Raw genomic sequence first — 15,157 nt, forward strand, 5'->3', positions numbered from 1 at the left:
CGGCGGCCCTCGTGGCTGCGGCGATCCTGGTGCTCGCGGCCCTCCGAAGCCTCACGGCCTGGGTCCTGGCGATGGCGCCGGTCTGCGCCTTCGTGACACTGACGGCCGCCGCCGCCGCGACCCTCGACATTTCCATGAATGCCGCAATGCTGGCCGGGGCAAGTGCCGCGGCGGCCGTGCTGATATCCTCCTCCATGATCATGGCCGAGCATTTCATCCCGGGCCGTGCCGGTGACAGGAGAGACGGCGCATCGGCTTTGCGCAGCGGGCTCTTGCCACCGCTCGCACTCGCCGGTGCAGTGGCGCCTCTTGCCATTTCCTCGCGGCCTGCCGTGCAGGAACTGGGCGCGATCATGGCGCTTCTTTTGTTGATGGCGGCACTGCTCTGCATTCTCCTGGTACCCGCTCTCGCCCGCTGGTTGAACGCCCTCACGGAACGGCGCCGGGGCTGAACCCGAAGTTTACGTACCGCGGGACAAGGGGAAAGTTGGATGCTAGTCTTTGACCCCAGTTGCCGAGACGCACAACCGACGACGAACACGACAGAAAGGACAGGGAGAACATCATGACACTTCAGATCGGTCTCAAATCATGGCTTGTGGGCTGCAGCATGCTGGCGATGACGGCATCGGGCGCCTTCGCCGAAGTTGTTCTCAACCGGGGCAATTCCGCCGACCCGGAATCGCTTGATCCGCACAAGACCTCGACCGTCTATGAAGCGCATATCCTGCGCGATCTCTTCACCGGACTGACCGCACAGGACGCCAAGGCCAATGTGGTGCCGGGCTCGGCCGAAAGCTGGATGGTCTCGGCCGATGGCAAGGTCTATACCTTCAAGCTCCGCGCCGATGGCAAGTGGTCCGATGGATCGCCAGTGACGGCAGATGATTATGTCTTCGCCTGGCGCCGCCTCGTCGATCCGGCGACCGCCGCCGAATACGCCTACATGCTGGCGCCTGTCGTCAATGCCGAGGACATCACCTCCGGCAAGAAGAAGCCAGAGGAACTCGGCATCAAGGCTGTCGATGCGACGACACTCGAGATCTCACTCAATGCGCCAACACCTTACTTCCTCGAGATGCTGACGCACCAAGCGACCTACGCCGTGAGCAAGGCCAATGTTGAGGCAAAGGGCGCCGAGTTCACCAAGCCGGGCAATCTGGTCTCGAACGGCGCCTACACACTCGCCGAATTCGTTCCGAACGATCATATCAAGCTGGTCAAGAACCCCAACTTCTTCGACGCGGCGAACGTGAAGATCGATGCGGTCAACTATATTCCCACCGAGGACCGCTCCACTGCCGTGAAGCGCTTCGAGGCTGGCGAACTCGACATGAACGACGACATGCCGACCGAGCAATTGGCCGATCTCAAGGCCAAGTTCGGCGACCAGATCAAGATCGGCCCCTATCTCGGCACCTACTACTACGTCTTCAAGCTTCCAAAAGCGCCGTGGGACAATGCGAAGCTCCGCCACGCCATCTCTGAAGCCATCGACCGCGACTATCTCGCCGAGAAGGTCTGGCAGAACACCATGATCCCGGCCTATTCCTTCGTGCCGCCCGGAATCAGCGGCTACGAGACCCGCACGACAGACTACGCCGAGAAATCGCAGCTTGACCGCGAGGACGAAGCCAGGAAAGTGCTGGCCGAACTGGGCTATGGCCCCGACAATCCGCTGAAGATGGAGATCCGCTACAACACCTCCGAGAATCACAAGAACACGGCGGTCGCGATCCAGGAACAGCTGAAGCCGCTGGGCGTCGAAGTCACACTCCTCAACACCGACACCAAGACCCACTATGGTAATCTGGAACAGCACGGCGACTTCGACGTCGCACGCGCCGGCTGGATCGCCGACTACAAGGACCCGGAAAACTTCCTGGCACTTTGCAAGTCCGGCACCGGCAACAACTACGCCGAATACTCCAACACGGAGTATGACGGCCTGATGGCCAAGGCGGCGGCCGCCACCGATCCGAACGAGCGCATGAAGACGCTGTCGGATGCCGAAGCGATCGGCGTGGCGCGCGACCTTTGTGTGCTGCCGCTGCTCTACTACAGCTACCACAATCTGGTCTCGAACAAGATCAAGGGCTGGGAGGAGAACGTCATGGACGTCCATCCCACCCGCTTCATGAGCAAGGAATAATCCGCAAACGGACGATCGCCGCTCCCTCATTCTGCATAGGGGGCGGCATCTCCCAAACCTTCCGAGTGCGGACATGTTGCGTTACGTCTTCCGGCGGTTCCTCACCGCGATCCCGACGCTCTTCGTGATCGTCACGATCTCCTTCTTCCTCATGCGGGTGGCGCCCGGCGGGCCCTTCAACCAGGAGAAGGGCCTCAATCCCGTCATCAAGGCCAACCTCGAGCGCGTCTTCCACCTCGACGAGCCCTTGTGGAAGCAATACCTGTTCTATCTCGGCAATCTGCTGCGCGGCGATTTCGGGCCGAGCTACAATCTGCCGGATTTCACCGTTGCCGAGATCTTTGCGAACGGCCTCAAGGTCTCGATTCCGCTAGGGCTGGCGGCCCTGGTCCTTGCGCTGTTCATCGGCGGCGCGCTGGGCATCCTGGCCGCCCTGCGCCAGAACAGCCTCGTTGATTACCTCGTCATCGCCATCGCCACTGCCGGGTCCACCATCCCGACCTTTGTCATAGCGCCGCTCATCCAGCTCGCCTTCGCCCTGACCTTCACCTGGATCTGGGTGGGCGGTTGGCATGATGGCGCGTTGTCCGCGGTGATCGGCCCGGTACTCACGCTCATGCTGCCGCAACTCGCCGTCGTCGCCCGGCTGATGCGCGGGTCGATGATCGAGTCGCTGAGGTCGCATCACATCCGCACCGCGCGCGCATTGGGCCTGTCCGACTATTCCGTCATCATCCGCCACGCGCTGAGAGGAGCCTTGCTCCCCATCGTCTCCTACGCAGGGCCAGCGGCGGCGGCACTTCTCACAGGCTCCATCATCGTCGAGACCATCTTTTCCATTCCCGGCATCGGGCGCTACTTCGTCGAGGCCGCGCTGAACCGCGACTATACGCTGGTCATGGGAACCGTCGTCGTGGTGGCGCTCTTCACCATCGTGTTCAATCTCATCGTCGACATCCTCTACGCCGTGGTCGACCCGCGGGTGCGCTATGACTGACGCCGCACTCCCCACGCCAAAGGCCGGCCGCTCGCTCTGGGCCGACGCCTGGAACCGCCTCAAGGCCAACAAGGCCGCGATGGTGAGCCTTTACTATCTCGTCTTCATGGCGGTCATCTGCATCGTGGGCCCGTGGTTCACGCCGCACCAGTTCACGACCATCTACCAGGACTATACGCGCGTTCCGCCCAGCCTCGAACCCTATCCGCTGCCCGATGCAGTCGACCTCGCTGTCAAGGACGCGGTGAAGCGCTCGCGCCTCGATCTCGCGGGCTGGGAGGAGAAGGACAGCAAGGTCTTCATCACCATCACCTCCGCCAAGCCCATCGACGAGCGTGTGACACGCTACATCGACAGGTCCGACGTGTTCGAACATGCCGCCATCGCGGAGAAATCTGCGGACGGCCTCAAGATGACCATCAGCGCCGACATTGAGCGCAAATATTTCTTTTTCGGCACCGACAACACTGGCCGCGACCTGCTGACGCGAACACTGATTGCGGGCCGCGTGTCGCTGGCGATCGGTCTTCTGGCGGGCCTCGTCGCGGTCGTCATCGGCGTACTCTATGGCGCGACGGCCGGTTTCGCGGGCGGCAAGACTGACGAGGTGATGATGCGCGTGGTCGATATCCTCTATTCGCTGCCCTTCATCTTCTTCGTCATCATGCTGGTGGTGTTCTTCGGGCGGAATTTCGTGCTGATGTTCCTCGCCGTGGGCGCCGTGCTGTGGCTGGACATGGCGCGCATCGTGCGGGGGCAGGCACTCTCCATCAAGCGGCAGGAATATGTGCAGGCGGCGGAGGCGCTGGGCGTGAGCCAGTCCGGAATTCTGCTCCGCCATGTAGTGCCAAACCTGTTGGGGCCCGTCGTCATCTACATGACGCTGCTGGTTCCGCAGGTCATCATCCTCGAAAGCTTTCTCTCCTTCCTGGGGCTGGGCGTGCAGGAGCCGATGTCGAGCTGGGGCGTCCTCATCTCGCAGGGCGCCAAGAACATTCCCGGCGCCAACTGGCTGCTGATCTTTCCATCGATCTTCCTCACCTCCACGCTCTTCGCGCTGAACTTCATTGGCGACGGCTTGCGTGACGCGCTCGACCCCAAGGATCGCTGACATGGCGGACAGGATTCTCGAACTGAAAGATGTGAAGGTCAGTTTCTCCACCATCGACGGCATGGTCGAAGCCGTAAAGGGCGTGAACCTCCATGTGAATGCCGGCGAAACGGTGGCCATCGTCGGCGAGTCGGGTTCCGGCAAGAGCCAGCTGATGATGGCGGCCATGGGACTTCTGGCCTCCAATGGACAGGCCGAAGGCATCGCCGATTATCGCGGCACCAACTTGCTGGCGATCCCCAGGCGCGAGCTCAATACCATCCGTGGGCGGAAGATCACCATGATCTTCCAGGAGCCGATGACGTCGCTTGATCCGCTCTACACTATCGGCGACCAACTGATGGAGCCGATCATGCACCATCGCAAGCTGGGCCACGCGGAGGCCCGGGAGCGCGCCATCGATATGCTGTGGCTGGTGAAGATCCCCGAGCCCGAGCGGCGCATGGGCTCCTATCCGCACGAGATGTCCGGCGGCCAGCGCCAGCGCGTGATGATCGCCATGGCGCTGGCAAACGACCCCGACCTGCTGATCGCCGACGAGCCGACAACGGCGCTCGACGTCACCATTCAGGCCGAAATCCTGGAACTGATGGCAAGCCTCCAGCAGCGCCTCGGTATGGGCATGATCTTCATCACCCACGACCTGAAGATCGTGAAGCGCATCGCGCACAGGGTCTGCGTGATGCGCCATGGCGAGGTGGTGGAGGAGGGGGAAACGCGCGAGATATTCGCGCATCCGAAGCACCCCTATACGCGGGCGCTCCTCGAGGCCGAACCCTCGGGCCGCAAGGCGCCCGTCGCACCAAGCGCGCCGAAGATGATCGACGCCACCGATGTGCGCGTGAACTTCCAGATCGGCGGCGGCTTCCTGTCGGGCGAGCCCATCGTGCTGTGCGCTGTCGACCGCGTGTCGATGACGCTGCGCCAGGGGCAGACGATCGGAATCGTCGGCGAGTCGGGATCAGGAAAGTCGACCTTCGCGCGGGCGCTCCTGCGGCTTCTCCCCAGCGAGGGCGCCATCAGTTTCGAGGGCCGCCCGATTGCCAATTACACGAAAGAGCAGATGCGGCCGCTCCGGCGCGAATTGCAGATCGTTCTGCAGGATCCTTTCGGTTCATTGAGCCCGCGCATGACGGCGGGCCAGATCGTGACCGAGGGCTTGCTGGTGCACGAACCCTCGATGTCGCGCCAGCAGCGCGACCTGCGGGCCGCGCAGGCATTGGAAGAGGTGCAGCTCGATCCCTCGCTCCGCAACCGCTATCCACATGAGTTCTCCGGCGGCCAGCGCCAGCGCATCGCCATCGCGCGCGCCATCATCCTGAAGCCCAAGGTCGTCGTGCTGGACGAGCCGACGTCCGCACTCGACCGGCAGGTCCAGAAGCAGATCGTGGAGTTGCTGCGTGAGCTGCAACTGGCCAACAACCTGTCCTATCTGTTCATCAGCCACGATCTCGCCGTCGTCCGCGCCATGGCCGATCACATCATGGTGATGAAGGACGGCCGCATGGTGGAGCAGGGCACGCCGGACGATGTGATGGATCGCCCGCGCGAGGATTATACGCGCCGTTTGATGGCGGCGGCATTTGCCGACTAGATGTCGAAGGCCTCGATGTTGGCGAAGGCGGTGCGGAGCGCCTTCGACCATTCACTGGACAGCATCTTGAAATAGGGATCGTCGAGCCCGATGCGCTTCGTATGCTCGATCTTCAACGTGCCCGTTTCATAGGTGAGCATGTCGATCGGCAGGCCGACACTCAGGTTCGAGCGCAGCGTCGAATCGAAGGACAGCAGCACCATTTTTGCGGCGTCGCCGAGCTTCATGTCGTTGCGTGCCACGCGGTCGAGGATGGGCTTGCCATACTTGTGCTCGCCGATCTGGAAGAACGGCGTGTCGGGGGTGGCCTCGATGAAATTGCCGGCCGAATAGATCTGAAACAGGCGGGGCTTTTCCTTGCCGATCTGGCCGGCGAAGATGAAGCTCGCCGCGAAGGCATCGCTGCCTGCGGTCAGTGACTCGCCGTCAATCCGCTTGACCTCGCGGACAGCATTGCCGACGATGCGCGCTGCCTGGAACATGGTCTTGGCGGCGAAGAGGTTCTTGCCCGCGCCCTTGAGCTTCTTGTCCCGCGTCCCCTCGGACAGCATGCTGACCACCGCCTGCGTGACGGCAAGATTGCCGGCGGTCAGCAGCACGAACACGCCATGGTTCGGCTTCGCCCAGGCGTGCAGCTTCTTGAACTTGCCGACGTTGTCGACGCCCGCATTGGTGCGGGTGTCGGCGGCCATGACCAGGCCTTCGTCAAGCAGCATTCCTACGCAATAGGTCATTCCGTATCCCCGGCGGAATCGTGATCGGAAACTACTGTTGGGCGATCTCGACGCGGACTTCAACCCTCATCCGCTCGATGTTTCCGCCACGGCGCGAGCCCCTGATGGGGGCCACGCCCGCGGCATCGATGCCTGCCGCCACGCGCACGTAATTGTCGGTGGGGCATTTGGCGTTGGCGGCATCGAAGCCGACCCAGCCGAGGTCTGGAACGAGTGCTTCGGCCCATGCATGGGCAGCGGTGGAAGACGCACCCTGGCCGGTCACGAGATAGCCCGTCACATAACGCGCGGGAATGCCGGCGGAACGCGCGGCTGCGATCAGGATATGCGCGTGGTCCTGGCACACGCCGCGCCCGTCGGCGAAAGCTTCGGCGGCCGTCGTATGGGCCGTGGTGGCGCCGAGTTCATAAGCGACGCGAGCGTGAATGTCCGCCATCAGCCCATGCAATCCATCGAGCACGCGGCCCGGCGCGAAATGCTTCTCGGCCATGCCGCGGATGGCGGCGTTCGGCGTCGTCGCGCGAGTGAGGCGCAGGAAGATCGCATCGGGTGCGGGCGAATGAACGCCACGCACCAGGCCGGCCGCGTCCGTACAGTCGATGACACCTTCCGCGATGATGCTCACCTCGCCCTCGATGTCGCCGAAGGTGAGGAGATGGACGCGATTGCCAAAACCATCCAGGTAGGCAAGAGCGCGTTCGATGCCCGGCGCCTGGATGTCCCAGCTCACGGTCTTCTGCGTGTCGAAGTCCACCGGCCACAGGTGAAGGCGCTGCGCCGAATAGGCCAGCGGCGTGTCGTAGTCGTAATGCGTTTCGTGGCGGATATGGAGGCGCATGGGCGTCAGGGGAAGTTGTAGTTCTTGGCGATCGACGCTGAGAGCGCCGTATTGCCCGCGATGAATTCCTGCAGGAATTCATGCAGGCCCGATTGGAAGATCTGGTCCATGTTTCCGCCTTTCAGCCGGTCATAGGTGTCGCGCGCCTGCACATGGCAGTCGTAGCTCTGGCCATAGAGGTTGGCCAGACCCGCAAGCGCCCGGTTGACCCAGGTATAGGAGAACACCAGTGAGCGCGGCATCTCGTCCTTCAGGATGAGGAATTCCGAGATGAGCCATGGCCGGTAATTCGAGTCGCGGTAGAACCAGCGATACGAACGGTGGCCCGAGACCGACCGCAGGATCTGCGCCCATTGCTGCATGTCGAGGTCGCTGCCGACATCGGTCGGCTTCGGCAACAGGATGAAATACTTGACGTCAAGTATGCGCGCCGTGTTGTCGGCCCGCTCGATGAAGTTGCCGAGTTGGCTGAAGTAATAGGTATCGTTCCGCAGCATGGTGCCGAGGAGCGCACCACGGAACGACATGACCCGCTGCTTGATCCAGTCGAGGAACACCGGCAGCCGGTCCGCCGTCATGCTGGAAGGCTTCACCTGGGCCAGTTCGTTCCATGTGGTGTTGATGCTCTCCCACACGTCGGGGGTGTGTGCGGTGCGCACCGCGCGGCCGTTGTTGCGGGCCGTCTTGATCGAAGCGCGGATCGAGGAGGGATTGTCCTCGTCGAAGATCAGGAACTGGATGACCTTTGCGCCGATGATCTCGGGGTACTTGCTGTCATAGGTAACATCGCAGGCCGCACTTTGCAGCGTGGAGCGCCATTCGTCGCGATGGCCTTCGACGGCGCCCGGCATCAGCGAGATGCGATATCCGACTTCGAGCAGGCGCGCCATGTTCTCGGCGCGCTCCATGTAGCGCGACATCCAGTAAAGCGAAGAGGCGGTGCGTCCGAGCATCAGTCCTCCAGTACCCAGGTGTCCTTGGTGCCGCCGCCCTGGCTGGAATTGACGACCAGCGAGCCTTTCTTCAGCGCCACGCGGGTGAGGCCGCCGGGCGTGATCCGCACCTTGTCACCGGACAGCACGAAGGGCCTCAGATCGACATGGCGCGGCGCCACGCCGGACCTCGTGAAGGTCGGCACCGCCGAGAGTGCCAACGTCGGCTGGGCAATGTAGTTCTTCGGCCGCGCCTTGAGCCGCAGCCTGAACTCCTCGATCTCCTTCTTCGACGAAGTCGGTCCGACCAGCATGCCATAACCGCCCGAACCATGGACTTCCTTCACCACCAGTTCGGAAAGGTGATCGAGCACATACGACAGTTCCTTGGGGTCGCTGCAGCGCCAGGTGGGCACGTTCTTCAGGAGCGGCTTCTCGCCGGTGTAGAACTCGATCACGTCGGGAATGTAGGTGTAGATCGACTTGTCGTCGGCGATGCCGGTGCCCGGCGCGTTGACAAGTGTCACGCGGCCGGCGCGATAGAGATCGAAGATGCCGGGAACGCCGATGGCCGAATCCGGCCAGAAGGTGAGGGGATCGAGGAAGGCATCGTCGATGCGGCGGTACACGACATCGACGCGCTTCGGTTCCTGGGTCGTGCGCATGTAGAGGTAGCCGTCGGAGACGAAGAGATCATTGCCCTCGCAGAGCTCGACCCCCATCTCGTCGGCGAGGAAGGCGTGTTCGAAGAAGGCCGAGTTGTGGATGCCGGGCGTGAGGATCACGACCGTGGGCTCGCCCTTGCAGGCGGGCGGCGCAACGCTCTCAAGCGTCTGCCGCAGCATGGCGGGATAATTGTCGACCGGCGCAATGCGCTGCTGCGCGAAGAGTTCGGGGAAGAGATACATCATCGCCTCCCGGTCCTCGAGCATGTAGGAGACGCCCGATGGCGTGCGGCAATTGTCTTCGAGGACATAGAACTCGTTCTCGGCCACCCGCACGATGTCGATGCCGATGATGTGGGCATAGATGCCGCGCGATGGCATCACGCCGACCATCTCGGGCACGAAGGCCTCGTTCTGTATGATGAACTCATGCGGAATGCGGCCGGCGCGAAGGATTTCCTGGCGGTGGTAGAGATCATGGATGAAGGCGTTGAGCGCACGCACCCGCTGCTCGATCCCCGCGGACAGGCGGCGCCACTCGGCGGCGGCGAAGATGCGGGGAATGATGTCGAAGGGAATGAGACGCTCGGACGCCTGGTTGTCGCCATAGACCGCAAAGGTTATGCCCTGGCGCCGGAAGATCGCCTCGGCTTCCTTCAGCGCCCTGTCGACATCCCGCCGGCTCAGGGTCTTGAGCCACTCCTCTATCCGCGCATAGGGTTCGCGGACCGCGCCACCCTTGCCTTCCATCTCGTTGAAAATCGGAGCCATCCCCAGTCTTATGTTGCAGCGCAGTTTGATGGCAATCGAGGGGGGCTGGCAAGAAAAACATGCCGGACGAAACTATCCTGCGCAAAATTGCGGCAGTCGCCGGAAATCGCAGCGTTGCGGCCATTTCTTGCAGTTTCAGGGGAAAGGTGGCATAAGCACCCCATGTGCTTTCACGCGACCACAGCCGGGGCGATCCTGCCCACCTGGTCAAGAACCGCATATGACGAAGTCATGCTTCGCTGTGCGCGCATCGGATTCAAGCCGTAAGCACCTCTCCGCTTTCTGACCGTTTCGAGCCTCGCCAAGGGGCTGCCTCATCGTATCCAGTCTGGAGACACACATGACCGTCCATGCCAAGAACATCAATATCGCCGAGGTTGTGAAGAACGACATCGCGCATCATTTCCACCCCTTCACCGACCACAAGGAATTCCATGCCGCCGGCGGTCCGCGCGTGATGACGCAGGCCGATGGCATCTGGATCTGGGATGCCAACGGCAACAAGATGCTCGACGGCATGTCCGGCCTGTGGTGCGTGAATGTCGGCTATGGCCGCAAGGAACTGGCCGAGGCTGCCTACAAGCAGATGCTCGATCTTCCCTACTACAACACCTTCTTCAAGACGACGACCGTGCCGACAACCGAACTGGCGGCCAAGATCTCGTCAGTCATGCCGGAGCGCTTCAAGCACATCTTCTTCACCAACTCTGGCTCGGAATCGAACGACACCATCGTCCGCTTCGTGCGCCACTATTGGAAGCTGAAGGGCAAGCCTTACCGCCAGCATTTCATCGCCCGCACGAGGGGCTATCACGGCTCCACCATGGTAGCGGCCAATCTCGGCGGCTTCCAGGGCATGCACGACCAGGTCGGCACCGAGTTCCCCGGGTTCCACCATGTGCAGCAGCCCTACTGGTATGATTTCGGCGGTGACAAGACGCCGGAGGAATTCGGCCTCGACGCCGCAGCAGCTCTTGAGAAGAAGATCCTCGAAGTCGGACCCGACAATGTCGCCGCTTTCATTGGCGAACCGATCCAGGGTGCGGCGGGCGTTCTCATTCCGCCTTCCACCTATTGGCCGGAAGTCCAGAAGATCTGCCGCAAGTACGGCATCCTGATCATCTCCGACGAAGTGATCTGCGGCTTCGGCCGCACCGGCAACTGGTGGGGCTTCCAGAGCCTTGGCTTCGAGCCGGACATCGTGCCGATGGCCAAGGGCCTGTCGTCCGGTTACCTGCCGATCGGTGCCATCGCCTTCGCCGAGCACCTGATCAAGGACTTCTTTGAGCTTGGCGGCGAGTTCTACCATGGGATGACTTACGCGGGCCATCCGGTGGCCTCCGCCGTGGCGCTCCGCAACATCGAGATCATCGAGCAGGAAAACCTCGTCGGGCGCACCCGTGAGATGGGTCCGTACTTCGCCCAGGCGCTGGCCTCGCTGCGTGACCATCCGATCGTGGGCGAGACGCGCTCGATGGGGCTCATCGGCGCCATCGAACTGTCGAACAACAAGGCCAAGCGCGGCCGTTTCGACAAGCCGGGCCGGGTGGGCACCATGTGCCGCGACCACTCCTTCAAGAGCGGCCTCATCATGCGCGCCTGCTGGGATACGATGGTGCTGGCTCCGCCGCTGGTCATCACGAAGAAGGAAATCGACGAACTGGTCCGCCTCGCGCGGCTGGCGCTCGATGCAACTTATGCGGACGTTAAGTCAGAAGTTGCCTGAATTTTCAGCAAGTTACGCAGTTTTCCATTGAAATCCGGAAGGGTGGGGCATTAGTCTCCTCTTCCGGTAACCACAGCCGCTTTCGCACCGGGCGGCACGTGCCAGCGGTGCATCAACCAAGAGAGGGCCTCTTACAATGTCACTGTTTTCTCCGCGTTTCCGCCCCAACAGGCGATCGCTTCTCAAGGGCACCGGCGCGCTCGCCGTCGGCCTCACCTTCCTGCCGCGTTTCTCGATGGCCGAGGAAGAGAAGAAGCTGAACTTCTACAACTGGGACACCTACATCGGCGAGACGACGCTCGAAGACTTCAACGCGGCGACCGGCATCGAGGTGAAGATGGACCTTTACGCCGACAACGACGAGCTCTTCGCCAAGCTGAAGGGCGGCAATCCCGGCTATGACGTGATCGTGCCGACCAACGATGCGCTGGAGCGCATGATCAAGGCCGAGATGGTGATCCCGCTCGATCACTCGAAGATCCCCAACATGTCCAACATCGACGAGCCCTTCAAGGACGCGACCTTCGATCCGGGCCGCAAGTTCTCGGTGCCCTACATGTGGGGCACGCTCGGCATCGGCTATCGGAAGTCCGCCGTCAACGGCACGCCCGACAGCTGGAAGGTGCTGCTGGATTCCGACGAATATGCGGGCTCCATCGCGCTGCTGGGAGACCAGGCCAACGTCATCGGCGCTGCGCTCAAGTATCTCGGCTATTCGTGGAACTCGACCAGCATGGACGAGCTCAAGAAGGTCGAGGAACTGCTCATCAAGCAGAAGAAGAACGTGAAGGTCTTTGCCGATGACAACGGCCAGGATCTTCTTGCCTCTGGCGAAGTGAAGCTGGCCCAGGAATGGAACGGCGACATCAAGCAGATCATAACCGAGGACGAAGACATCAACTACATCGTTCCGAAGGAAGGTTCGCTCCTCTGGCAGGATACGCTGGCCATTCCGAAGGGCGCGCCGCACCCGGAGAACGCCAACGCCTTCATCAATTACGTTCTTGATGGCGAAGCCGGGAAGAAGATCGTCGAGACCATCCTGTACGCGACCGCGAACAAGGCGGCGAAGGATCTGATGCCCGACGACTACAAGAACAATCCGATCATCTTCCCATCGGCGGAGGTCATCGCCAAGTGCGAGTCGGCGCTCTATCTGGGCGAAGAAGCGACCAAGGTCCGCGACGAGATCTGGACCCGCATCCAGGCCGCCTGATGGCCGTAACGACACAAGGGCGGCGCCATGAGGTGCCGCCCTTTCTGCATCTGGCAAGAAAGCTTTTCCTTCATGCTCAACACGCTTGTGCCGCCCAACCTGCCGGAACAGGTGCTCGCTTTATTTGCGCGCGGTACTTACGGACTTGCTGGGAATTGGAGCAGGCTCGAGGGCGAGCGCGACCAGAACTTCCGCGTGACGGCAACCACTGGAGAAAGCTTCGTCTTCAAGGTCTGCCATCCGGCGGAGGGTGAGGACGTGCTGACCTGCCAGGCTCTGGCGCTGGAGCACATCGCGTTGGCCGATCCTGGATTGCCCGTGCCGAGGTTGATCAGGAGCGTGACCGGCGAACCCCTGCCACGCCTCACGCATGAGGGTGTCACATTTCCGGTGATGGTCTTGTCATGGCTCTCCGGTGACGTGCTGGGAGACGCCGTGTTGCCGCCGGACAGCGTTCGCGACCTCGGCAAGTTGCTCGCGCGCTTGGGGCTAGCCATGCGCGGCTTTGTTCATGGGGCACCCGCGGAGCGCAGTCTGGTGTGGGATACGCGGCAGGTTCTCGGTTTGTGGTCGCAGGTTGCGAAGCTTCCGGTGGACGATCGTGCGCTCGCCGAAGAAATTCTCACGCGCCATCGCGATGTGACCGAGTCGCAGATGCGGCGGATGCGGAGCCAGATCATACACGGCGACGTTCATCCCTATAACTGCCTTGCCGGGGCGGATGGTCAGGTCAACGGCATCATCGATTTCGGCGACATCGTGCACGGGCCGCTCATTCTCGATCTCGCCAATGCGGTTGGTGATTTCCTGAGCCGCGCTGCTGATCCCGATGAGACAATCTTCGACTTTGTCCGCGGCTATGCCAGCGTCACGCCGCTGGAAGAGATAGAGGCCGATGCGCTGCTCGATCTGATCGAGGTGCGGCTTCTGATGACGCCGCTGATCGACGCTCTGAAGGCCGCGAACGGGATTGCCTCGCAAGGTTACTTCCAGTCCTTCAACAGCCGCAGCATGCCGATGATCCGTATGCTGAGGACCGAAGGGCGGGCCAGGCTGGTCGATCTGATCCGCCGGGCTGCCTCTTATCCGCCGAAGCAAACGGATCACGCGGCCACGGCGGAAGAGGCCATCGCGCGCCGCCGCAAGGTGATGGGCGAGAAACTCTATGTCTTCTACGATCCGCCCATTCACATGGTGAAGGGCGAGGGCGTCTGGCTTACGTCCTCGGATGGACGACGCTTTCTCGATTGCTACAACAACGTTCCGCACGTTGGCCATTGCCACCCCTATGTAGTCGAGGCCATAGCCCGGCAGGCGCGGACGCTCAACACCAACACGCGCTACATTACCGACCAGTCCATCGAATATGCCGAGCGGTTGAGCGAACTCTCGTCCGAGGGACTCTCTGCCGTAGTCTTCGTCAACTCGGGCAGCGAGGCCAACGATCTGGCGTGGCGCATGGCGAAGGCTTTCACCGGCCATCAGGGCGGCATGGCGATGGAGTTCGCCTATCACGGCGTGAGCGAGGCGATCGACGCCTTCTCGCCATCGAACGCGCCTGAACACTGGTATGCGCCGCACATCCGGCTGCTGCCCGCGCCAGACACCTATCGCGGTGAATTCGGCCCTGATACGCCGGGCCTTGGTGAGCGCTACGCCGCGCTGGCCGAACCGCTGATTGCCGAACTTGATGCAGAAGGCTATGGCATCGCCGCCGCCATGGTTGACTCGGCCTTCATGAGCAACGGCATCCTCGATGCGCCGGAAGGCTATCTGCAGGGCGTGGTGGCACGCGTGCGGCAGGCGGGCGGATTGTTCATTGCGGACGAAGTGCAATCGGGCTTTGGCCGCATGGGAACGCAGTTCTGGGGGCACCGCCACCATGGCGTGACGCCCGACCTCGTCACCATCGGCAAGCCCGCCGGCAACGGGCACCCCGTGGGCGCCGTCATCACGCGGCCGGATATCCTCTCGCATTTTCTGAAAGCCGGGCCGTTTTTCTCGACCTTCGGTGGCAACAACGTCGCCTGTGCCGCGGGGATCGCAGTGCTCGATGTGATCCGTGACGAAGGGCTCTTGGCCAATGCGCTGGACGCTGGCAACTATCTCCGGCAGGGCCTGCGGGCCCTCATGCAGAAGCACGCAATCATCGGTGACGTGCGCGGCGTGGGGTTGGCAACCGGAGTTGAACTGGTGCGGGATCGTGCAACCAAGGAACCCGCAAATACGGAACTGAACCGCCTGCTCGGCCTGCTCCGCGACGAGGGCGTGCTGATCGGCGGTGAAGGAAAGTTCGGCAACATCCTGAAAATCAGGCCGCCGATCGTCTTCACCAAGCCGCACGCGGATACTGCCATCGCCGGAATCGACCGCGCGCTGGAGCGCCTCTAGGCCGGGGTTGCCGTTCGGGGCAAGGCTGGG

The 15,157-nt window shown here is 62.2% G+C and carries 12 protein-coding genes; 8 read left to right on the forward strand and 4 right to left on the reverse strand.

Features of this window, described 5'->3' with window-relative positions; translation table 11 throughout:
- From ACEW8Q_RS19950 to ACEW8Q_RS19970, 5 genes are all read left to right on the forward strand, one after another.
- Positions 1-452, forward strand: a 452-nt coding sequence (locus ACEW8Q_RS19950; RefSeq protein ID WP_373505816.1) for a hypothetical protein, incomplete at its 5' end; no start/stop codon positions are given.
- Between the two features lie 158 nt (positions 453-610).
- On the forward strand, positions 611-2,152 hold the full coding sequence (locus ACEW8Q_RS19955; protein ID WP_373505869.1) for a peptide ABC transporter substrate-binding protein: 1,542 nt from the start codon (positions 611-613) through the stop codon (positions 2,150-2,152).
- Between the two features lie 73 nt (positions 2,153-2,225).
- A complete protein-coding gene (locus ACEW8Q_RS19960) occupies positions 2,226-3,149 on the forward strand; it encodes an ABC transporter permease subunit (protein ID WP_373505817.1) in 924 nt (307 codons plus the stop codon).
- A complete protein-coding gene (locus ACEW8Q_RS19965; protein ID WP_373505818.1) occupies positions 3,142-4,260 on the forward strand; it encodes an ABC transporter permease in 1,119 nt (372 codons plus the stop codon). The genes ACEW8Q_RS19960 and ACEW8Q_RS19965 overlap by 8 nt, the downstream gene beginning before the upstream one ends.
- A gap of 1 nt (position 4,261) precedes the next feature.
- The gene (locus ACEW8Q_RS19970; protein WP_373505819.1) at positions 4,262-5,854 is read left to right on the forward strand and encodes an ABC transporter ATP-binding protein; all 1,593 of its coding nucleotides are present in this window, start codon (positions 4,262-4,264) and stop codon (positions 5,852-5,854) included.
- Here the strand turns inward: ACEW8Q_RS19970 and ACEW8Q_RS19975 are convergent.
- The 4 genes from ACEW8Q_RS19975 to ACEW8Q_RS19990 are packed head-to-tail and all read right to left on the reverse strand — an operon-like array spanning position 5,851 to position 9,794.
- Positions 5,851-6,588: a peptidase gene (locus ACEW8Q_RS19975; protein WP_373505820.1), complete on the reverse strand. Its 738-nt coding sequence runs from the start codon at positions 6,586-6,588 to the stop codon at positions 5,851-5,853. The genes ACEW8Q_RS19970 and ACEW8Q_RS19975 overlap by 4 nt on opposite strands.
- 31 nt (positions 6,589-6,619) lie before the next feature.
- Positions 6,620-7,426, reverse strand: a complete 807-nt coding sequence (locus ACEW8Q_RS19980; protein ID WP_373505821.1) for a transglutaminase domain-containing protein — start codon at positions 7,424-7,426, stop codon at positions 6,620-6,622.
- Between the two features lie 5 nt (positions 7,427-7,431).
- On the reverse strand, positions 7,432-8,379 hold the full coding sequence (locus ACEW8Q_RS19985) for an alpha-E domain-containing protein (RefSeq protein WP_373505822.1): 948 nt from the start codon (positions 8,377-8,379) through the stop codon (positions 7,432-7,434).
- Positions 8,379-9,794 carry a circularly permuted type 2 ATP-grasp protein gene (locus ACEW8Q_RS19990; RefSeq protein WP_373505823.1) on the reverse strand — a complete coding sequence of 472 codons (1,416 nt, stop codon included), beginning with the start codon at positions 9,792-9,794 and terminating at the stop codon, positions 8,379-8,381. The genes ACEW8Q_RS19985 and ACEW8Q_RS19990 overlap by 1 nt, the downstream gene beginning before the upstream one ends.
- Before the next feature lie 340 nt (positions 9,795-10,134).
- Here ACEW8Q_RS19990 and ACEW8Q_RS19995 point away from each other — a divergent pair, with 340 nt between their 5' ends.
- From ACEW8Q_RS19995 to ACEW8Q_RS20005, 3 genes are all read left to right on the forward strand, one after another.
- The gene (locus ACEW8Q_RS19995) at positions 10,135-11,520 is read left to right on the forward strand and encodes an aspartate aminotransferase family protein (RefSeq protein ID WP_373505824.1); all 1,386 of its coding nucleotides are present in this window, start codon (positions 10,135-10,137) and stop codon (positions 11,518-11,520) included.
- Positions 11,521-11,656: 136 nt separating this feature from the next.
- Entirely contained in the window at positions 11,657-12,736 is a 1,080-nt protein-coding gene (locus tag ACEW8Q_RS20000; RefSeq protein ID WP_373505825.1) for a PotD/PotF family extracellular solute-binding protein, read from the forward strand.
- Between the two features lie 72 nt (positions 12,737-12,808).
- The gene (locus ACEW8Q_RS20005) at positions 12,809-15,127 is read left to right on the forward strand and encodes an aminotransferase class III-fold pyridoxal phosphate-dependent enzyme (RefSeq protein WP_373505826.1); all 2,319 of its coding nucleotides are present in this window, start codon (positions 12,809-12,811) and stop codon (positions 15,125-15,127) included.
- Positions 15,128-15,157 lie beyond the last annotated feature (30 nt).

Origin of the sequence: Aestuariivirga sp., assembly GCF_041738905.1 — a bacterium.
Classification (GTDB): Bacteria; Pseudomonadota; Alphaproteobacteria; order Rhizobiales; family Aestuariivirgaceae; genus Aestuariivirga.